Source organism: Wolbachia endosymbiont of Oedothorax gibbosus, from assembly GCF_936270145.1.
Classification (GTDB): domain Bacteria; phylum Pseudomonadota; class Alphaproteobacteria; order Rickettsiales; family Anaplasmataceae; genus Wolbachia.
Map to the genome: position 1 here is coordinate 1,200,759 of NZ_OW370537.1, position 20,687 is coordinate 1,221,445.

18 protein-coding genes and 3 pseudogenes are annotated in these 20,687 nt (G+C 36.1%); 8 read left to right on the top strand and 13 right to left on the bottom strand.

From position 1 onward, the window contains the following. The first annotated feature begins 8 nt into the window (after window positions 1-8). The gene (gene dapA, locus NBW37_RS05835; protein ID WP_250297011.1) at window positions 9-965 is read left to right on the top strand and encodes a 4-hydroxy-tetrahydrodipicolinate synthase; all 957 of its coding nucleotides are present in this window, start codon (window positions 9-11) and stop codon (window positions 963-965) included. Here the strand turns inward: dapA and NBW37_RS05840 are convergent. Continuing rightward, window positions 955-1,353 (bottom strand): hypothetical protein, encoded by a 399-nt coding sequence (locus tag NBW37_RS05840; RefSeq protein WP_250296116.1) that lies wholly within the window; start codon window positions 1,351-1,353, stop codon window positions 955-957. The two genes, dapA and NBW37_RS05840, sit on opposite strands and share 11 nt — an antisense overlap. A 489-nt stretch (window positions 1,354-1,842) precedes the next feature. Continuing rightward, window positions 1,843-3,405 carry a glutamine-hydrolyzing GMP synthase gene (guaA, locus tag NBW37_RS05845; protein WP_250296117.1) on the bottom strand — a complete coding sequence of 521 codons (1,563 nt, stop codon included), beginning with the start codon at window positions 3,403-3,405 and terminating at the stop codon, window positions 1,843-1,845. Window positions 3,406-3,797: 392 nt separating this feature from the next. On the opposite strand from guaA, the gene NBW37_RS05850 reads away from it, so the two are divergent. The 4 genes and pseudogenes from NBW37_RS05850 to NBW37_RS05865 all read left to right on the top strand — a co-directional run. Continuing rightward, window positions 3,798-4,809 (top strand): IS630 family transposase gene (locus tag NBW37_RS05850; RefSeq protein WP_250295836.1). Its coding sequence is split into 2 segments (ribosomal slippage): window positions 3,798-4,310 and window positions 4,312-4,809, totalling 1,011 coding nucleotides; the frame shifts between segments, so codons are not numbered across the junction. Window positions 4,810-5,580: 771 nt separating this feature from the next. Further along, window positions 5,581-6,153, top strand: coding sequence for a Holliday junction branch migration protein RuvA (ruvA, locus tag NBW37_RS05855; RefSeq protein ID WP_250296118.1), 573 nt, complete (start codon window positions 5,581-5,583; stop codon window positions 6,151-6,153). Next, the gene (gene ruvB, locus NBW37_RS05860) at window positions 6,150-7,124 is read left to right on the top strand and encodes a Holliday junction branch migration DNA helicase RuvB (RefSeq protein ID WP_250296119.1); all 975 of its coding nucleotides are present in this window, start codon (window positions 6,150-6,152) and stop codon (window positions 7,122-7,124) included. Before ruvA ends, ruvB begins: the two co-directional genes overlap by 4 nt. Window positions 7,125-7,506: 382 nt before the next feature. After that, window positions 7,507-7,794, top strand: a pseudogene (locus NBW37_RS05865) (DNA-3-methyladenine glycosylase); the annotation flags it as partial. Between the two features lie 9 nt (window positions 7,795-7,803). On the opposite strand, the gene NBW37_RS05870 reads toward NBW37_RS05865, so the two are convergent. Next, a protein-coding gene (locus NBW37_RS05870) for an IS630 family transposase (RefSeq protein ID WP_250295836.1) occupies window positions 7,804-8,815 on the bottom strand; the annotation gives its coding sequence in 2 pieces (ribosomal slippage) (window positions 7,804-8,301 and window positions 8,303-8,815; 1,011 coding nt in all). Window positions 8,816-8,889: 74 nt separating this feature from the next. Here NBW37_RS05870 and NBW37_RS05875 point away from each other — a divergent pair. Continuing rightward, window positions 8,890-9,147: pseudogene (locus tag NBW37_RS05875) on the top strand (DNA-3-methyladenine glycosylase); the annotation flags it as partial. On the opposite strand, the gene purF reads toward NBW37_RS05875, so the two are convergent. Genes purF through NBW37_RS05890 form a run of 3 tightly spaced genes read right to left on the bottom strand, consistent with a single transcriptional unit; the run spans window position 9,129 to window position 13,155 of the window. Continuing rightward, window positions 9,129-10,514, bottom strand: coding sequence for an amidophosphoribosyltransferase (gene purF, locus NBW37_RS05880; RefSeq protein WP_250296120.1), 1,386 nt, complete (start codon window positions 10,512-10,514; stop codon window positions 9,129-9,131). The pseudogene NBW37_RS05875 and the gene purF sit on opposite strands and share 19 nt — an antisense overlap. Window positions 10,515-10,539: 25 nt before the next feature. Beyond that, window positions 10,540-11,643: a rod shape-determining protein RodA gene (gene rodA / locus NBW37_RS05885; RefSeq protein WP_250296121.1), complete on the bottom strand. Its 1,104-nt coding sequence runs from the start codon at window positions 11,641-11,643 to the stop codon at window positions 10,540-10,542. Window positions 11,644-11,688: 45 nt separating this feature from the next. Continuing rightward, complete coding sequence (locus NBW37_RS05890; RefSeq protein ID WP_250296122.1) at window positions 11,689-13,155, bottom strand: proton-conducting transporter transmembrane domain-containing protein; 1,467 nt, start codon at window positions 13,153-13,155, stop codon at window positions 11,689-11,691. A gap of 64 nt (window positions 13,156-13,219) precedes the next feature. On the opposite strand from NBW37_RS05890, the gene NBW37_RS05895 reads away from it, so the two are divergent. Together NBW37_RS05895 and mlaD are read left to right on the top strand one after the other, a co-directional pair. Continuing rightward, window positions 13,220-13,534 (top strand): NADH-ubiquinone oxidoreductase subunit NDUFA12 family protein, encoded by a 315-nt coding sequence (locus NBW37_RS05895; RefSeq protein ID WP_250296123.1) that lies wholly within the window; start codon window positions 13,220-13,222, stop codon window positions 13,532-13,534. Between the two features lie 2 nt (window positions 13,535-13,536). After that, the gene (gene mlaD / locus NBW37_RS05900) at window positions 13,537-13,992 is read left to right on the top strand and encodes an outer membrane lipid asymmetry maintenance protein MlaD (RefSeq protein ID WP_250296124.1); all 456 of its coding nucleotides are present in this window, start codon (window positions 13,537-13,539) and stop codon (window positions 13,990-13,992) included. 151 nt (window positions 13,993-14,143) lie between these two features. Here mlaD and NBW37_RS05905 read toward each other — a convergent pair. The 7 genes and pseudogenes from NBW37_RS05905 to NBW37_RS05935 all read right to left on the bottom strand — a co-directional run. Next, window positions 14,144-14,359, bottom strand: a pseudogene (locus NBW37_RS05905) (IS66 family transposase); the annotation flags it as partial. A 212-nt stretch (window positions 14,360-14,571) separates the two neighbouring features. After that, window positions 14,572-15,123, bottom strand: coding sequence for a hypothetical protein (locus NBW37_RS05910; RefSeq protein WP_250296125.1), 552 nt, complete (start codon window positions 15,121-15,123; stop codon window positions 14,572-14,574). A 131-nt stretch (window positions 15,124-15,254) separates the two neighbouring features. Next, complete coding sequence (gene leuS, locus NBW37_RS05915; protein WP_250296126.1) at window positions 15,255-17,750, bottom strand: leucine--tRNA ligase; 2,496 nt, start codon at window positions 17,748-17,750, stop codon at window positions 15,255-15,257. Between the two features lie 12 nt (window positions 17,751-17,762). Continuing rightward, window positions 17,763-18,377: a murein hydrolase activator EnvC family protein gene (locus tag NBW37_RS05920; RefSeq protein WP_250297012.1), complete on the bottom strand. Its 615-nt coding sequence runs from the start codon at window positions 18,375-18,377 to the stop codon at window positions 17,763-17,765. A 36-nt stretch (window positions 18,378-18,413) separates the two neighbouring features. Continuing rightward, window positions 18,414-18,740 (bottom strand): MerR family transcriptional regulator, encoded by a 327-nt coding sequence (locus NBW37_RS05925; protein WP_250296127.1) that lies wholly within the window; start codon window positions 18,738-18,740, stop codon window positions 18,414-18,416. Beyond that, window positions 18,737-19,045 carry an integration host factor subunit alpha gene (locus NBW37_RS05930; protein ID WP_250296128.1) on the bottom strand — a complete coding sequence of 103 codons (309 nt, stop codon included), beginning with the start codon at window positions 19,043-19,045 and terminating at the stop codon, window positions 18,737-18,739. The genes NBW37_RS05925 and NBW37_RS05930 overlap by 4 nt, the downstream gene beginning before the upstream one ends. Before the next feature lie 60 nt (window positions 19,046-19,105). After that, window positions 19,106-20,191, bottom strand: coding sequence for an MFS transporter (locus NBW37_RS05935; protein WP_250296129.1), 1,086 nt, complete (start codon window positions 20,189-20,191; stop codon window positions 19,106-19,108). Window positions 20,192-20,687 lie beyond the last annotated feature (496 nt).

Genomic DNA, 20,687 nt, shown 5'->3' on the forward strand with positions numbered 1-20,687 from the left:
TTGAAACCATTTTATCCATGTTTTTATGGACTGCTTGTGTTACTCCCTTTAATTACAATGGGGATGAAATAGATTACAGCAGTTTGCAGCGCTTACTTACAATGCAAGCTGAAGCTAAAAATGGTGTAGTGTTGCTAGGTAGCACAGGTGAAAGCCTATCGCTTACTGATTCTGAAAAGCGTACATTAGTTGAATTTGTATGTGAGCTAAAATTAAATACAAAAATTATAATTGGCGTACCAGGAGTGAATCTATATCAAACTCTTGAATGGCTTGATTTTTGCAAGGATATGCCTATTCATGGCTATCTAATGACAACTCCCATTTATGCAAAGCCTGGTATCATGGGGCAGACCTTATGGTTTGAAAAGCTACTTGAAAAAGCACATGTGCCAGCTATGCTTTATAATATTCCATCGAGAGCAGGAATAAATCTTCACGCTGAAACTGTACGCAACTTATCCAGCCACGAAAAATTTTGGGCTATCAAAGATTCAAGTGGCACCGTTGATACTTTAGCTCAGTATAAGAAAGTTGCACCAAACATTGAGGTATTTTGCGGAGATGATAATATGATATCAGGTATGGCCGCTTATGGCGTAGCTGGTCTGGTTTCCGTTGCTTCTAATGTTTGGCCACGCATAGCGCATGAATACGTTAAGCAATGTCTGAACAACGAACTCTCTTCACTGTCATTCCAGCGCGTGACGCTGGAATCCAGAAGGAAACCTGCTCAAATGACAGGAAATGACATGAAAAGTTCAACAGATATCTGGCAACAAGCCTGCAAAGCACTATTTATTGCCAGCAACCCAATACCTACCAAAGCACTTTTGCATGATATTGGGCTCATAGAACACAAAACTGTCCGCCTACCACTCAGCACAGAAGACTTGCCTTCTGTTGAGAAATTGAGGCAAGTCAATAAAATGATTCTTGAATGGAAAGAACTGACTAATGACTAGGGCTAGGAACATAACCTGCACTAGCACCATTAACTTTCACACCGCTGTCAATCGATCCACCTGGTGGTGTTGGTGGAGAAGAAAAGCGTTCAGTTATTTTACTCACAAGTTGCATAACAATTGCGTTTGCTATTATAGTTAAAGCAATTATAGCTACAGGTGATGTGAAACCAAGGGCAGCTAAACCTGCTCCAACTCCAAAAGAAACAACAGCACCTGCTATCGAAGGTACAACACACTTACTCAAGCTATCAAACAATTTAGCTTTTTCATTTATCCTTTCTTGATCATACATATTACCATATATTTTATTGAGAGAGCTTCTATCCATAAGCGATAAAGCGCCGATAAGTGTACACCCAATTAGTGGGATTATAGAGCCAATCATCCCCCCTACAATAAGAGGTGATAACTAGAATGATACATAGTAAGAGCTATGGTACTAGCTATGAGTCCCAAAGACCCTATGGTTACTGCTGCATATGATGCAAACTTTGTTTTATTAGTCATGAATGCCTCTTTTATTAATATAATACTTTATTATATATAATCTTGCAATCAATGTCTATTTTATAATAGAGGGTTTTTAATTGACTTTGAGCGCACCTTAGTCTATACAATTCTAATATCTTAAGCTATAAGGCATACCAGATCTATAGCTAAACTGACTTAGGTTTACTGACGATTTGGAAAAATCGTCAAGGTGTCGTCTGGGTAGCTCCTTTCTTGTCACTCCAGTCTGGAATCTAGTTTTCCATATAATCTCATCGAAAACGTTTTTCTATGCTAGTTTACAAGCAAACTTTTCTGGATCCAAGTAGTCAAGCTACTTGGATGACACCGTCATAAAGGAATCAGTTTGCATGACATCTCATGATTACTCCCACTCGATGGTTGCAGGTGGCTTGGAAGTTATATCGTACACAACTCTATTTACTCCGGGAACATTATTAACAATTATACTGCCAACATTGCGTAAAAAATCCCAAAATACTAGCAAGTGTTGATCCTTATCTTCAAATGGAAATGCATCGGCTGTCATACCATCAGATGATGTTACAGCCCTTAAAGCACAAACATATCCGTATGTACGACCATCTCCCATGACGCCTACAGTTTTTATTGGTAATAATACAGCAAAAGCTTGCCATATCTTATCGTATAGATCGTAATTTTTCATCGTATTAATATATATTTCATCTACTTCTTGCAATATTCGCACCTTTTCTTCATCAACTTCACTTATAATCCTCACTGCAAGGCCAGGTCCTGGAAATGGATGTTGAAATATTATCTCATCTGAAAGCCCGATTTCCTTTCCAAGTAGCCTTACCTCATCTTTAAAGAGGTAACGTAAAGGCTCCACCAGCTTCAGGTTCATCTTTTCTGGCAACCCACCAACATTATGATGAGACTTAATTGTACTCGTGTTATCTGAGGCATGCCCTGACTCAACTACATCAGAGTAGATGGTACCTTGCATCAAAAAATCCACATCACCTATTTTTTTTGCTTCTTCTTCAAACACTTCAATAAAAGTGTTACCGATAATTTTTCGCTTTTCTTCTGGATCAGTTATTCCCTTCAACCTACTCAAAAATAAATTTGATTTATCAACGTAATTTATCGGAATCTCTTTCAACATAGCAATGGTTTGGTTCTTGCGTAACAACCCAGTATCAATGAAAATACAGTTCAATTGTTTTCCTATAGCTTTATGTGTGAGAGCCGCTGCAACACTTGAATCAACCCCACCACTTACTGCAGCGATTACTTTTTTCTCTCCTACTACATTTTTGATTTTTTCCTTCTGCTCCTCAATAAACGACCTCATTGTCCAGTCTCTTTCGCAATTTGCAAGATCCAAGAAGTTAGAGAGCAATTTACTGCCATTTGTTGTGGGCCTCACTTCGGGATGGAATTGAGTGCAGTAAATCCTCCGCTGTTCGTTGACAATTATTGCAATTGTTTGATTTATCACACCTGATGCGATAATAGTAAATCCCTGTGGTATAGTATCAACACTGTCTGCATGATTCATTAATACATCCACCTCAGAATTAACATCCCAAGTACCCTTTATAATGGGGGATTCTTTTAGTATCTTGATTTTAGTTCTGCCAAACTCCTGTTTGAAGCTCTCTTTTACTTTTGCTCCAAAATAATGACAAATGAGTTGCTGTCCATAGCATATTCCAAGTATAGGAACGTTTGTTGCCTCATTGAGTTTTATAATTTCATGCGCTACTCCATTTTCTTTAGAACAATCATCATTTACAGATTGTGGTCCTCCAGAGAGAATAAACCCATTGAATTTTGATATTGTTTCAAAACTGACGTTGCTTGGAAATATTTCACAATAAACGCCCATTTCTCTTACTTGTCTTGCGATAAGCTGTGTAAACTGTGAACCAAAATCAATAATGGCAATTGCTGACAATTTGTTCCTCCATATTATTTAAAGCAATATCTGATAATAAAGAAAATAAAGGAGTAAGTAAACTAAGACCTGTTTAAAAGCTTTAACGTGTGGTGCAAGTTAGCTATATAGCTAATTTTCCTACACCATACCGCCGCGGCGCTAACACGTAGCGGGATGACGATCGTCAGGGTGTCACTCCAGCGCCCCTATAATGTCATCCGAGTAGCTGACACTGGGATCTAGTCTTCCATAAGTAGCCCACTTTCTTGTCATCCAAGTAGCTCCTTTTTTTTGTCATCCCAGTACTCCTAATAATGTCATCCAAGTAGCTGATACCAATCTCCACTAATAGATAGACAAATAGTAAAAACTACAAATAATTGAGGCTAGAAAGAATAAATATGTAGTTTATGGCAGGAAAAAGTAAAGCAATAGGAGAAGAACTATATAATCAATGCAAGTTAGAATTAAAAAAATATGGAATAAGAGGAGAGATAGGAAGAAGGTTACAAGCAATAATATCAGCAAAGGAGTATGGTATCTCAAAAGTTGCTAAAATATATAGAATTACGAGAACGACATTAATGAAATGGATTGCAAGATTTAAAGAAAAAGGTGTTATTGGGTTTGCAATACAGCCAGGGCGAGGACCTAAACCAAAACTGAACGAGGAGAAGAAGGAAAAAATAAGAGAGGTAATAGAAGAAGATGGGGCAAATCTGACTGCTAAAAAATTGCAAGGTATAGTTGAAGGAATGTTAGCTATCAAAGTAAGTGAGTCAACGGCGAGAAGGCTTATGAAGAAGCTAGGATTTACATATATCACACCTCGTCCAGCACATTATAAACAAGACAAAAACAAACAAGAGGAGTTCAAAAAAAATCTCAATGAAATTGTGGAAAAGAACCGGAAAAAGGAGGTTTTTTTTCGATGAATCGAGATTTGGAACGCACTCAAAAGTTGGACATGGATGGTTTAAAAAGGGCTCAAGAACACAAGTTAAAGTAAAAATCGGAAGAGAAAACTTCTATCTTTACAGCGCTGTAAATCCCAGGAATGGAGAGGATATTAGCCTACTTGCTCCACATGTAAACACAGATTGCATGAACATATTTTTGGAGCAGATGTCGAAAGATTTGGGGACTAGAGAAGCTTTTCTTATCATGGATTGCGCAAGTTGGCATAGGTCTAAAGGTTTAAAAACTCCTGAAAATATCACCATAATTTATTTGCCGCCGTACTCGCCTGAGCTCAATCCTGTGGAAAGATTTTGGCAACATTTAAAGGAAAATATAATAAAGAACAAGATGTATGACTCTATTAAATTACTTGAAAATGCTGTATCTGAATTTATTCGAGATATTACGGAAAGTTCGATCAAAACCATTTGCTCTGTGAATTATTTGTCTAGTTATTTATGAGGGTTGGTATGACACTGGGATCTAGCAAGCTTTGCTTGCAAATAAGTCTAATACGCGTCGCGTTTTATGCCAAAACACAATTGGAGTTACATGCAAAATAGATCCCAGTGTCAGCTACTTGGATGACATCATCCTTTTTTTTGGATTCCAGACTGGAATGACAGCAGTCCTACGTCATACCGCCGCGGTATCTCCCAGCCGCTAACAAGAGATCCCGCTGCGGGATGATGGTTGTCGTTTAGCTATAAACGTTAAGAAATTTACTAAGCGAAAAAAAAGGCAAAAGAAGCCCCGTGGTTGGCTAATTACTTACATTATACTTTCAAGTATGGCGTTTTTTTATTCTAAACGTCTAATAACCGCGATTCAGTTGCTTTTAAACCGCAACTAATCTAAATTATAAACGTTAAGAAATTTACTAAACAGAAAAAAAGGCAAAAGAAACCCTAGGGTAGCTAGTTATTCACTATCCATTTTTTAAGTTGGCGTTTTTTTATGTTTTAAACAGCGCGTTTCAGCTTATGTAGGTAGAAGTTTTATAAAGACATAAGGTGCACATAGTGCAAAAAATTAAACATGAGACGCCAGATACGTGAGTTTTTTTGTCATTTAATCTGTACAGAGAAGATAAATAAATAGCTTCACTTTCATGATAAGGGGGCTGGCAAGGCTTGTCAAGTAAGTTTTTAGTCACGTTTCCCTGTCTATAATGTTCGTTTGCTTGACCTAAGATCTGAGAGTATTTAAACTGAACCCTATACAGTGCTAAAAATGATAGGAAATCTAAGCGGAATAGTTGATGAAGTGCGCAGCGATCACATAATCCTGAATGTGAATGATGTTGGCTATATGGTGTATCTTTCAGCCAAAACTTTAAGTGCTTGTGCAATTGGAAGTAGAATCAAATTACTTATCGAAACCTATGCAAATAACAGAGAAAATACTGCTCAGCTATATGGTTTCATAAGCAAAGAAGAACAGCAGTGCTTGAGGTTGCTTGTCAAAGTAAGCGGCGTTAGCTACAAAACTGCAATGTCAATTTTGAGTAAATTAACTCCAGAACAGCTATTTTTGGCAATTATGAATGAGGATAAAGTAGCACTCAAGATGAGTGGACTTGGCCTGAAACTCATAAATCGAATCATCACTGAATTAAGTGGCAAAGTGAGTAAATTAGAAATAAATAACAATAATTTTCATCCAATCAATGAAGATGCCCTTTCAGCTTTGATCAATCTTGGGTATGAAAAAATGAAAGCTTATGATACGATAAAAAAAATACAAGACGAATCACTAAATCTGGACACTAAGGATATTATTCGCATGGCGCTTAAAACATTATGAAATCAATATCGTGCGATAAAGAATATACTGAAGATGTGCGCAATATCAACATCAGACCTGAACAACTTGATGATTTTGTCGGACAAAAAGACTTAATACAAAATTTAAAAGTGTTTATAAACGCTGCACAGACGAGAACTGAAGCTTTGGATCACGTATTACTCTATGGTCCTCCAGGACTTGGCAAAACAACTTTAGCGCAAATTGTCTCTAAAGAGTTAAGAGTTAGCTTTCGCGCAACTTCTGGTCCTTTACTTAGTAAAGCTGGGGACTTGGCTGCAGTGCTTACCACTTTAAATGCAAAAGATGTTCTATTTATCGACGAAATCCATAGATTAAATCGCAGCATTGAAGAAGTTTTATATACTGCTATGGAAGATTTTTGCTTGGACATATTAGTAGGTGAAGGTCCATCTACTCGTACTTTAAGGATAGATCTACCACCATTTACGCTAATTGGAGCAACAACACGGCTTGGATTACTTTCTGCGCCACTGAGGGATCGTTTTGGCATTCCCTTGCATCTTGAGTTTTATTCTTTTGAAGAACTGGTTAATATTATAAAAAGAGGCGCAAGAGTTCTTTCTACTGAAATTGAAGAAAATGCAGCACGGGAAATTGCCTGCCGTGCACGTGGCACTCCAAGAATTGCTTTGAGATTACTAAGGAGAATAAGGGATTTTGTTGAAGTGAAAGATGATAAAAAAATCACTTATGAAGTCGCTGATTCTGTATTGCTAAAATTGGGTGTAGACAAAATGGGACTCAATAAACTTGATATGCATTATCTAAGATTTTTATTCAACACCTCAGGACCTGTTGGAATTGACACTATATCTATTGCGCTATCTGAGGATGTTGGCAATATTGAAGAAACAGTAGAACCTTATTTAATCAAAATTAGTTTTGTAAAGCGCACACCAAGAGGACGCGTTCTAACCGACCAAGCAAAGGAATATTTGAGCCTTTAATATTAGAGAGCTTTTCTACCATAATTCAATTATATATTGATTGGCATAATATCATATACTGGCATCTTTTTGTATGAAGGCATATGTGTTAAATAGCACTGAAACTGTAGTTCAAATTAAAACTTCTCCATTTCGTACTCGCTAGTTATGCTATTCTAACTAATTAAGCTACGGTTTGTGGTAATAGGAAAAAACTGGATTCCAGCGTCACGCGCTACCCTATGGGTGCGTGTATTCTCTCTTTCAACATCTCAGTGTTTCTTTCTTATTATTCCAGTACCATTTTCTTGTCATTCAACCCTCTTGTCATCCCAGTGCTTGACACTGGGATCTAGAAATTCTTAAACTGAATTCTATATAGAACCTCAGAACAAAAATAAAAATGGGTAGCACAATACTACCAAGAAATTTCTACGAGCGGCCGACCTTAACTGTAGCTGGAGAGTTATTGGGAAAAATCCTCAAATTTTCTAACTTTAGTGGAATAATAACCGAAGTTGAAGCCTATATAGGAATGAATGACCCAGCTTGTCACGCGGCAAGAGGCTATACTAACCGAACCTCAGTAATGTTTGGTATGCCGGGGTTTTCGTACGTGTATTTTATATATGGAATGTATTACTGTTTAAATATTGTAACAGAAGCAGAAGGGTTCCCAGCAGCAGTGTTATACCAACCCTCATAAATAACTAGACAAATAATTCACAGAGCAAATGGTTTTGATCGAACTTTCCGTAATATCTCGAATAAATTCAGATACAGCATTTTCAAGTAATTTAATAGAGTCATACATCTTGTTCTTTATTATATTTTCCTTTAAATGTTGCCAAAATCTTTCCACAGGATTGAGCTCAGGCGAGTACGGCGGCAAATAAATTATGGTGATATTTTCAGGAGTTTTTAAACCTTTAGACCTATGCCAACTTGCGCAATCCATGATAAGAAAAGCTTCTCTAGTCCCCAAATCTTTCGACATCTGCTCCAAAAATATGTTCATGCAATCTGTGTTTACATGTGGAGCAAGTAGGCTAATATCCTCTCCATTCCTGGGATTTACAGCGCTGTAAAGATAGAAGTTTTCTCTTCCGATTTTTACTTTAACTTGTGTTCTTGAGCCCTTTTTAAACCATCCATGTCCAACTTTTGAGTGCGTTCCAAATCTCGATTCATCGAAAAAAAACCTCCTTTTTCCGGTTCTTTTCCACAATTTCATTGAGATTTTTTTTGAACTCCTCTTGTTTGTTTTTGTCTTGTTTATAATGTGCTGGACGAGGTGTGATATATGTAAATCCTAGCTTCTTCATAAGCCTTCTCGCCGTTGACTCACTTACTTTGATAGCTAACATTCCTTCAACTATACCTTGCAATTTTTTAGCAGTCAGATTTGCCCCATCTTCTTCTATTACCTCTCTTATTTTTTCCTTCTTCTCCTCGTTCAGTTTTGGTTTAGGTCCTCGCCCTGGCTGTATTGCAAACCCAATAACACCTTTTTCTTTAAATCTTGCAATCCATTTCATTAATGTCGTTCTCGTAATTCTATATATTTTAGCAACTTTTGAGATACCATACTCCTTTGCTGATATTATTGCTTGTAACCTTCTTCCTATCTCTCCTCTTATTCCATATTTTTTTAATTCTAACTTGCATTGATTATATAGTTCTTCTCCTATTGCTTTACTTTTTCCTGCCATAAACTACATATTTATTCTTTCTAGCCTCAATTATTTGTAGTTTTTACTATTTGTCTATCTATTAGTGGAGATTGGTATTAATACGGGGATTAAAACTCATTGAACCGCTTGAAGCAAACTTAGGCGGACCAGGAATATTGTGCAAAAGATTAAACATTACAAAAGAACATAACAAACGGGACCTTACTATAAGCCACGAATTTTGTGTTTATGAATCTCACCTCAAACCAGATTATGTGTGCACTCCGAGAATCGGAATTAGTAAAGGCCAAGAGAAATTTTGGCGGTTTAAAAACTTAAAACCTTGCGTAGGCTATTTGCCAATCGGATAATCACCAGTGAAACAAGCATCGCAATATTGTGGTGTAGCATTGTTACGCACTTCTCCTTTAACAGCCCTGTATAATCCATCAATACTCAAGAAGGCTAGGCTATCTACTCCTATAACTTCCTTAATTTCCTCTACAGATTTATTTGCAGCAATTAAATCTTTGCACTCTGGTGTATCTATTCCATAAAAACAAGAATGCTTAATTGGTGGGCTTGAAATTTTGAGGTGAATCTCTTTTACTCCTGCATCCTTTAGCATAACTATTATATTTGTTAACGTACTACCACGCACTATACTATCATCTATTAAAATTATGTTTTTACCTTTCAAAGTGTGCTTATTAGCATTGAATTTTAATTTTATTCTAACTTTACGTACTTCAGCGGTTGGTTGTATAAAAGTTCTTCCTATGTAATGATTACGAATTATCCCCAGTTCCATAGGTAATCCTGAATGCTTTGCATATCCAATAGCTGCAGGTATTCCAGAATCAGGTATTGGTACAATCATATCTACATTGTTTTTTGGTGGACTTTCCTTCGCAAGTATTCTTCCTATTTCTTTTCTTATATCATATATGGACCTATTCTCCATTATGCTGTCTGGTCTTGAAAAATAAACGTATTCAAAAATACAAAAACTTGATTTTTGCTGTGGGAAAGGAAATGCTGAAGCTAGATTACCATTTCGATCAATGGTAACTAACTCACCTGGTTCTATTTCTCTAATAAACTCTGCATTCACTATATCAAGAGCACAAGTTTCAGATGCAAGAACGTAAGAACCGTTTAACTTTCCTAAAACAAGAGGTCTTATTCCTGCTGAATCTCGTACCCCAATAACTATTCCTTGATTGATTGCCACAAAAGAATAAGCACCTTGTATTTGCTTTAATGCATATATAAAACTCGCTAAGAAGCTATCTTTTTCACCGCTTGCTGTCAGATGCACTACTACTTCTGTATCAATATCTGACTGAAAAACGCACTCTTGTTTAATTAATTGTTCGCGTATCGGAGAAATATTAATTAAATTACCATTATGTGCTATGGCAAAATCCCCAAATTTGCCACTTTTGCCAAACATGGGCTGCACTCCAAATTTATTACCACTTGTTGAGTATCGAACATGACCTATTGCACAATCTCCAGGTAAGGATTTCTTTATTTCATCTATATCATCAAATACACTGCTCACTTGACCTTGAAAGTGATAAGAGTGCAGCTCATCGTTGTTACTGGTTACTACGCCAAAAGACTCTTGACCTCTATGCTGCAAAGCGTGGAGAGCAAGTATAGAGTTAAAAGCAGCACTTTGGTTGCAACTTATGCCAAATACCCCACACTCCTCACGCATTTCATCTAGCATAAAAACTATTAAGTAAAGTTTAATTTTACTTTAGCATAGGTAAAATACAAGCATTTTGTTGTTCATCTGCTTTTATTGCCAGCAATAATCCTATGCATATCAAGCTTGCAGCAGTTGTACTTCCTCCATAGGAAAGAAATGGCAGTGGATCGCCTATAACAGGCAAGAGGCCTATTGACATTCCAATGTTTATAAAAAAATGAGCGCCAAAAAAAGCAAAAATCCCGATAGATACTAACTTAGAAAAATAATTTTTCGACCTATAAGCGATAGAGAAAATTATGCCAAGTAATAAGGTATAAAGCAAAATTAAAGCCATGCTACCTAAAAAGCCCCACTCCTCACTCAGCACTGCAAAAGCAAAATCTGTACGCTTTTCCGGCAAAAATCCAAGTTGAGTTTGACTTCCGTTAACAAAGCCCTTACCAAGCAAACCTCCTGAACCAATAGCTATCTGAGATTGCTGCGCATTATAACCTATTCCAAGTGGATCCACTGATGAATCCAAAAACGACAATATCCTTTGCTTGTGATAAGGACGTAAAAAAGGCCAAATAGCAGGTACTGCAAAAATGCCAAGCGTCCCACAAATTACTAAATGAGCTCTTTTTATTACTGCTGCGAATATAATTGATGCTCCTATAAACAACATTATCACAGCTGTGCCTAAATTAGGTTGCTTTAACACCAAGAATACAGGCAAGAAAATAATTATTACCGCCTTAAGCAATCTTTTAAATTCCATCATTTTATACACACTTTGCTTATCAAAATAACGAGCAAGTGCAAGTATTAAGCCTACCTTTGCAAATTCTGATGGTTGCAAACTAATTGATCCAATTCTTATCCACCTCGTCGCACCCATTATGTGCGAGCCAAAAAAATTTACTGCTAATAGCGAGATTGCTGCTGCTATATAAAAAAAGTAGGCGTGCTCCAAATAAAAATCTAACTCTATGAATGACATAGCTATAGCGAGTAGGAAAAAGAAGGAAAATATGACTATTTGGTGAATTGCAAATGGTACCCACTTTCCTCCAGCAGAAGAGTATTGAACAGCAATGCCAACACAAAACAGCGCTATCACGTTAATGACTAATAACCAATAAATCTTCTTCAGTCTATCCACACTTATAACCTTAAAGTATAGTAAAATATGAAACAAAGATAAAAATCAAAAAACCAACTTCTCAACTACTAACCGAATTGGAGTGCTATATATTCCAGTTACTATTGTTAAAGCTGCCATGAACAATAGACAGAAAAGCATAGGAAATGGCACATCATTAATTTTGCCTAGTGTCATTCCAGCGCTTGATGCTGCACTATTTTCAAAATACATTTTCTCTACCATCTTCCACATGTATATTAGTGCAAGAAAAGAACCGGCAGCAAAAGCTATCAGGGAAATCCACGCGCGAGATTCTATAACTGCTTTCATTATATACCATTTGCTTACAAAGCCATTTGTTAGCGGCACGCCAATCAACGCTAAACTCAGCAAGGTAAATGCAAATGCTGTATAAGGCATTGATTTCTTGAGTCCTGATAAATTCTCTATTTTTGTTGTATCAAATTTGTAAGAAATACATCCTGCAGCCATGAATAAAGATATTTTTATTATGCTGTGGTTTACTATGTGAAGCATTGCTGCAAATACACCTGTTTTTGAGTTAAAACTCAGTGCTAAAATTATATAACCAATTTGGCTGACACTAGAATTAGCAAGCAGCTTTCTTATATCTTTTGCAGTTATTGCAGATATTGACCCAAATATAATAGCGCAAAGTGCGAGGATAATTATCACGTTGCTTAGTGATGGTTTAAATAAGAAGAAATTCTGATGGAAAACAGTATAGAAGATCCTAATGAAAACATATATCATCACTTTAGTTACTGTGCCTGAAAAGAATATGCTAATGAAACTTGGCGCCTCACTATATGCATTAACCAGCCACCTGCTTAATGGAAACAGTGCCATTTTAATTGAGAGACCAACAAAAATGAACAATGTGCCAAGTTTTATGATGTTGTTATCGTATAATGGAACTATTCTTTCAGCCATGTCAGACATATTGAGCGTTCCTGTCATGGAGTACAAAAGCCCAAGACCAAACAAGTAAAACGTTGCCCCTATAGTGCCACTAATTAGATATTCAAATGCTGCAACTAGAGCTTTTTTATCTCTTCCCATTGAAACTAATACATAAGAAGAAAGAGATGAAATTTCCAAAAAAACATAAAGATTGAATATGTCGTTTGTTACTAGAATCCCGAGCAGTCCGCTTAAGCACAGTAGAAATAGAGAGTAAAAACCAGTGATTTTGTTTTTGCTAATTTCTTTTTCGTTAATATAAAAGCTATAAAGCACGCTAATCAGCGCTATAAAATTCACCAAAGTTAGAATCAAGGAGTTTAACACGTCGATTCTTAACTCTATTCCATATGGAGGAGCCCAATCCCCAAGGTGATAAGTTATAATTTCACCGTTATATGTTTTTGTGAGTAGCATCAATGAAATAAAAAGAGTGATTGTTGTTGCAATAAAAGAAATAAACCAAGATACCTTGTGTTTCTTGGTAAGAAAGCAAAACATTGATGCAATTATTGGTATAATAACTTGTAAAATTGGCAATTGCATTAAATTGTTGTTAATATATCGTTAAAGTATTAGTATATATAATACTTTTTGTTTTAATACTCTTATGTTATCTAAAATTTGTAACGCAATAAAACGCCTATTACGAAGAAAAGATAAATTTGTAGGAAGAGATGAAAATGGAAATTCTTACTATGAATCAAGTAAAGGAAAAAGGTGGGTCATGTATAGCAGTGTCTCTGAGCCTACAACAGTGCCTCCGGAATGGCATGTATGGCTTCACTATACTGATAATGTAGTACCAGTTAATAATAAAAAAAGAAAAGTAAAACATACTCCTAATTTAACGGGTACAAAAGATGCATACTATCCAAACCAAAAAGTGAAAAATTACTATAAAAGCTGGAGTCCTGATAACTAAAGATGCGAAGGTCAAATATACTTGAAATAACCGCTGGATTATTTGTATTAATTTTTACTATTTTTCTGATTTTCTTTGCTATTGATAAGCTATCTTACATAAAGAAAAACTATAAGGATTGCTATAAAATATATGGTCTTTTTGCTAACGCTAACGGTATAGGAGTTGGTGATAGTGTCAAGATCTCTGGTGTGGACGTTGGAAGCATAACTGGTGTGTCACTTGACAAAGCTACCTACGTAGCACGAATCGATATGTGCGTAAGCCGGGATATAAAGTTGCCAGTTGATAGCTCAGCTCTGATCACTAGCAGTGGAGTTGTTGGCAGTAAATTTGTTAATATATCACCTGGGTCAGATGCTAAACTAATCTTGCACGGTGGTAAAATAGAGCATACTCAAGCTGAAGCGAATGTAGGTGGAATAATGGACAAAATTCTTGGTATGTTTACGAAGTGAAAATGGCAGCTTTGCACATAGGCACGAAGCCTATGTGCATTACCGTAATTAAGGGGCCTGATTGGCAGCTTGAAATTGTTCAGTGTTTGGGTTATCAAGGTTTGTACTCACAGTGCTACTTTGTAACAAGGTATCCGTTCAGCAGAGTGGTTTAAGAAACGATAGATAGAAGATTGTGAAAAGGGTTTAGCCTCCTCTGTTTCCATGTTAAGTATAACGAAATTATTTGCTCAAGGAATGAGTTTCCTCGTTCTGATTGTGTAAAATATGAATTTTTGCGATAAACGACATAATGCCGAATTTGTCGTTCAGCGTGGTTATTTGTCAGCGGAATATTTTCTGGGTCATCTAAAAATTTCCACATCATTACAATAATCGTCTACAAAACAATTCTATCATCTTTTTATTCATTAGGTATCCTATTTCTTGCTAAAATACTGGAGTTCACCCTCTCTCTTATTATTCTTCTAATCTATAGTTAGCGTTCAAAACCATATTCGAAAAGTATCCCATATGTTTCCGGATTTTTTTAATGCTATCCTCAACATCGTCTCTACCTTTATGAACTAAGTAGCAGCATTAAAAATTATAACGTATTCCTACCTCCAGAGTTGCATCTGGTATTTGCAATGCTTTTATACCACTTAGTTGCCCGCCTGCAGCAATACCAACTGTACCAACTATCTGTGGAGCAATTTCATAATCAACACCAACCTTCAGTTTGTACGAAATAGCACCCAGTACTTTATCTAGTGTTTCAGTGCCAGCAATCTCAAAAGGATATACTTGTAGATGTCCTCCTAAACCTCCGCTAACATACAGCTTAACAGGATCAATATCAAGGTCAGGGTAATAACGATAATTGGCTAATAAGCTAGCCCCCATTTTCTTGTCTGTTGCACTAAACATATCACTTATGTCAGTGAGAACCTCAAGTTCAAATTTAGAGCTTTTGTCATAATGATAGCCAAAAACAACGCTAGGTTTTATTTTTAAGCCACTACCCCATCCAGCACCAAAGTTTAAACCTGCATAGTACTGATCTTCTGACTTACTTGCACTATTACTAGCTGCACCGGCTAGAGATGAAGTGAGCAACACAGCTAAAGCACATAATCTTTTCATTTTCATATAACTCCTCATATAAAAAAATATATATAATGCACAAGTATATATGCTTTGTATTAAAAAAGATATAACTACATGTCAAAAAAAAGTATAGCCATAAAATCAGATTATATAAAACGTACTACTCAGGTCTTTTATATAACTATATTTACTATCTTATTTGGTACAGCATATACAGTGCGAACTTTGCTTTGATCGATCTTACTGGACACAGAGTCTATCGCTATTTTCTTCAATTCTTCTTGAGGTAAGTTAATTGCCACCTTGATTGTTGTACGTAATTTTCCATTGATTTGTACCGCCACAGTTACCGTATCGTCAACTAATAATGATTCATCAGCTTTTGGCCAAGGTTGCAGATACAGCATGTCTTTACCTTCTATTTCTTGCCATAGGCTTTCAGCTAGGTGTGGCATGAACGGTTCGATTACTCTGATTAATATACATATACCTTCATCAATAAGAGATTTTCCAGTTTTTACGTCTATTTCAGCTATTAAATTCGTTATCTCACGAAACTTTGCCACTGCGCAGTTTAATCTGCAGCTCTCTAAGTCATCTGTGAGCCCATGTAAAAGTTTATGTATTTTTTTTCTGTACTCTAGAAGTCCACCCATAACACTTTTGTTATCATAGTGCATACTCACAGGCTTAAGCTGCATTATCATACGCCACAATTTGTTTATATAGCGAGAACAGCCTTCCACGCCATCATCAGACCATTCCATATCTTTTTCCGGAGGAGTATCAGACAACACGAACAAGCGGGCAGTATCAGCACCGTACTTTTCTATGATAAAATTTGGATCAACTGTGTTCTTTTTCGATTTGCTCATCTTCTCGACTTTCCCAATTTGAACCTTAACACCCTGTGTCATCAATTCTTTTGCTTCTTCAGGAAACAACCATTTGCCATTTTCATCTTTGTAAGTTACATGGCAAACCATTCCTTGAGTGATTAAAGTAGAGAAAGGCTCTTTAATAGCAAAATAGCCACATTTGGTTAAAGCACGGCAGAAAAATCGTGAGTAAAGCAAATGCAGAATTGCATGTTCTATCCCACCTATATAATAATCAACAGGCATAAAACGATTACATGCATCTTTATCTATTGATTTATTTTCACTACAAAATGCAGTAAAATACCAAGAAGATTCAAAAAAAGTGTCGAATGTATCAGTTTCACGCTCTGCTTGCTTTCCACATTTTGGGCAATCAACGAACTTCCAAGTTGGGTGCTTATCAAGCGCACTTGTAAATTTTATATCCGTTGGTAGAACCACAGGAAGGTCTTTTTCTGGAACTGGCACAGTTCCGCAATCCTTACAATATATAATAGGTATAGGGCATCCCCAATAACGTTGCCTTGAAATTCCCCAATCATGCAAACGATAGGTTACTGTTTTTTTGCCTACCCCTTTTTCTTCAAGCTTTTTAATGATTACTTTTTTTGCTTCACTAACCGTTAGTCCATTTAAGAATTCGGAATTGAACATCGCTCCATCACCGACGTACGGTTCTTTTAAGATCTCTGTGCTCTCTTCACAAACTACAGGAATAATCGGTAAACCATACTTCTGTGCAAATTCAAAATCACGCTGATCATGTGCAGGGCAACCAAAAATTGCGCCTTCTCCATATTCCATCAACACAAAATTCGCTATGTAAAGCGGCAATTCCTTATCAAGAAATGGATGCTTGACGTTTAATCCGGTGTAAATTCCAATTTTTTCATCAATTGTCATTCCAGCGCGTGACGCTGGAATCTCATCTTTTTTCTGGATCCAAGTAGTCAAGCACTGGGATGACAAAACTTCAGGAGCATTTGGAAGTATGATATCCTGCACAATAGGGTGCTCTGCTGCCACTGCACAAAAAGAAGCTCCAAACAAAGTATGAGGATAAGTTGTAAAAACTTTCAATTTCTTATTTAAGCCAACTATTTCAAACTCTATAGTTGCTCCTTCAGATTTTCCTATCCAACGCTCCTGCATTGTTTTGACTTTTTCCGGCCAATTTTTTAAACTTTGCAAGCACTTGAGTAAATCTTCAGCGAAATCAGTAATCTTTAAAAACCATTGGGATAACTTGCGTTTCTCAACAACTGCGCCTGATCGCCACCCTTTTCCATCGACTACCTGCTCATTTGCAAGCACTGTTTGGTCCACTGGATCCCAGTTAACCCACGATTCTTTTCGATAGGCAAGTCCATGCTTTAAAAAATCCAGGAAAAATTTTTGTTCGTGTTTGTAATAGTCAGGTTCACATGTGGAGAGTTCACGCTTCCAATTATAAGAAAGACCTATAGATTTCAACTGTGTACGCATATTATCTATATTCTCTTTTGTCCATATTTCAGGGCTAATATTGTTGTCCCTTGCTGCATTTTCAGCTGGTAATCCAAACGCATCCCAGCCAATTGGATGCAAAACCTCAAATCCATTAGCTCTCTTGTAACGCGCTATCACATCCCCTATTGCATAGTTACGTAAGTGTCCCATATGAATTTTACCAGATGGATATGGAAACATTTCCAATACGTAACATTTCTCTTGTTTGCTATCTTTATTTACAGAAAAATCCCATTTATCTTGATAAAACCTTTCGACGTTTTTAAAATCATATTTCATATAAATCCAAATTCAATCACAGTTCATATGCACTAAAGGATCGACTGCTTGGCCATTATGCCGTATTGTGAAGCACATCTGCGGATCTTTATCTTGTGTGCTTGATTTACCTGCAGACCCAATAACTTGACCTTGTTTTACTTTATCACCAATTTCAACGTGTATATTTTTTAAATAGGAGTATACAGTCATGTAATTATCTTTGTGTTCCACTATAATTAAATTTCCATACCATCTCAACCCTTTGCCTACATATATCACTTTGCCGGGTGCAGAGGCAACTATGTTTGTTCCATTTTGGGCAGCAATTTTTATACCATCCTTACACATTTCATCAGAAGAAGTAGCTGCAATAACTGTACCTTTAACCGGCATTACAAATTTACAATCTACCTTATTAACTTCCACGTTTTGCGTATTATTGTTATCCCTGTATACCTTATTTATGACGGCTTTTCTATTTTCTTTTTTTACTGAAGGCTCTTTAATTAAATGGTACTCTCTTGTATATTCCAGATCTCTTTTCCCGTAAAATTCTTCGCCTTTAAGCAGCACAGGTGCAGGTTTTTGCAGGCCACAGCTTACCAATATTGCCGATAACATAAAAAACGAGGCTATATGCCACATTCTAGATATACAAATTTTCACAAAACCTGTAGTGTTTCACGTCTGCTTGTTACTTTCCTCATTATTTATTTTACTAGTTAAATAGTCTCTTAAATCAGTAAGTTCTTGCAACAAATCTTTTGTGATTTTTATATCACTACCAAATTCCTTTTGCACTCCTTTTATTGTATATCCTTTATCATATAACATGTATTTCACTTTCTTTATGGCCTCTATACACTTACGATCATATAGCCTTCTTCCTTTACGCTTTGTAGGCTTAATTTGATGAAACTGACCTTCCCAAAATCTTAAAACATGCTGTTCCAAACGTAGCTCTTCAGCTACTTCCCCAATTGTGTAAAATAATTTTACCTTATTCATTGATTGTTTATTGATTTTTTTATAGTTTTTGAAGGTCTGAAAGAAATTGAGTTTCTTGCTTGAATCACCACTTTCTCTGATGTATTTGGTATATTTCCTGGCCTTTCCTTCTTTTTTTTGACCAAGAATGTTCCAAATGACGATATTTTCACTATTCCATCCTTTGCCAAGCTTGTCTTTACTTCATCCAATATATCATCTATTATCGAAGCAGAGTCTTCCTTTGATAATCCTATTTCTTGGTTTATATTTTCAGCTATTGTTGCCTTAGTTACTGTTGTGTCTTTTGTTGTAACGTGATCCATTATTGATAAATATTACAATATGTAAATATAATATAGCAATCGACTCAAGGTTCAGCTACTTTATTTTTTAGGGTATGTCTCTTTTGTGGCATAATTTAAAATACCAGCAGTTATCAATATCGCAAATATTGCAAAAAGCGCCATTTGATAATCTGCAAGAAGTGCTAACATTGACACTATAACTCCACTGCCAATAAACATAAACCCATTGATAATGGATGATGATGTGCTAATGTATTTTCGTTTCACAATCTCGCTACCGACAGTAAAATTAAGCATATGTCCTCCCGCAAAAAACCCGAACATTAACATACAAAAGTACACAATGTGAGCTGTTAAATGGCTGCACAACAAAATAATCATTGAAATACCTTGTAACAGAGCAAAAGCAGAGATTACATGCCTTCTATTTTTAAATAGATTTGAGATTTGATCTGCAACTGGAGCACCAACTGCAAGACCAAGCCATAGTATTGCGGTTGCTACACCTGACTCCACTGCACCGAGTTCTGAGTTGCTCAGTAACCTTGGGGCCCACAAGGTATTTAGTGCTAAAAATGTTCCGAAAGTAATAGCACCCACTATTGAGGTTATCCAGATATCTCTTAATTTCAGCACTGTGAATATTACTGTTCTTATAGAGCTTTTTATTGCGCACTTTTCTGAGCTGCTTTCTGGAAGTATGCTTGGATAAAAAAACATCAGTACAAATATCAACACACCAAATAGTATTATGCATACAATCAGATTCTTCCAATCTGCACCTTCGGCAAGCAAGCTAGAAAACAACATTTGAATCACCAAAGCGGAAAGACTTGAAATTGTTTGCACTAGTGAAAACATTAGTCCAAATTGGGCAGCGGAAAAACATATGCTACTTGTGTGAGCAGCACCAATAAAACCAAATGATGCTCCAGCTGCAATCAATAATTGTGATAAAATCAAATGAGCAAAATTGTCACTATTAATAAGGACAAAGAACCCAAAGATCATAGTTGATAATGAGAAAAAATAAATTTTTTTACTGGAAAAAACATTAAACGTTGCTCCACTAAAAAATTGTAAGATGGCGAAAGTCCAAGTATATGCTGAATTAGCCAGTGCAACTTGCATAATTGTCAGTCCAAGTTCCTTTTCAAGATTCACACTTATAAAGGCATAAATTATCTGCATATTGCTGAATATAACAACCAAGTTACTAATCAGCCAAATGAACCAAGCTCCGCTTTCCATAAGATTTATTTTTATGAGTAATTTATTGATAACTTAATACTAAGTCTCTTTTAAAACCATAACTCTCTGGTAAGATTTAAGTTTGGACGAAAATATCGATTAACATAAGTCGCTATTGCATATTTTAAAGGTTTCATACACTCACTCCAACATAAACTTGAAAGCAAATCTAAAGTTCTTAAGAAGCAATTAGATTATTATATGATATACTAGTAGATTAATAAATATAGTAGATAAATATGCATAATATGAATATAAGTGGTCTACAAAAATTAAAAGAGATAATACACAAGTTTATTAAACGTTCTGATGAATATAATCAGCTTATACATGATGGACAATATCCAGCTTTGTGTTCAGACTAGGCAGAAATAGACTTAATAAAGCTAGAGCAAATAACACGTGAGTT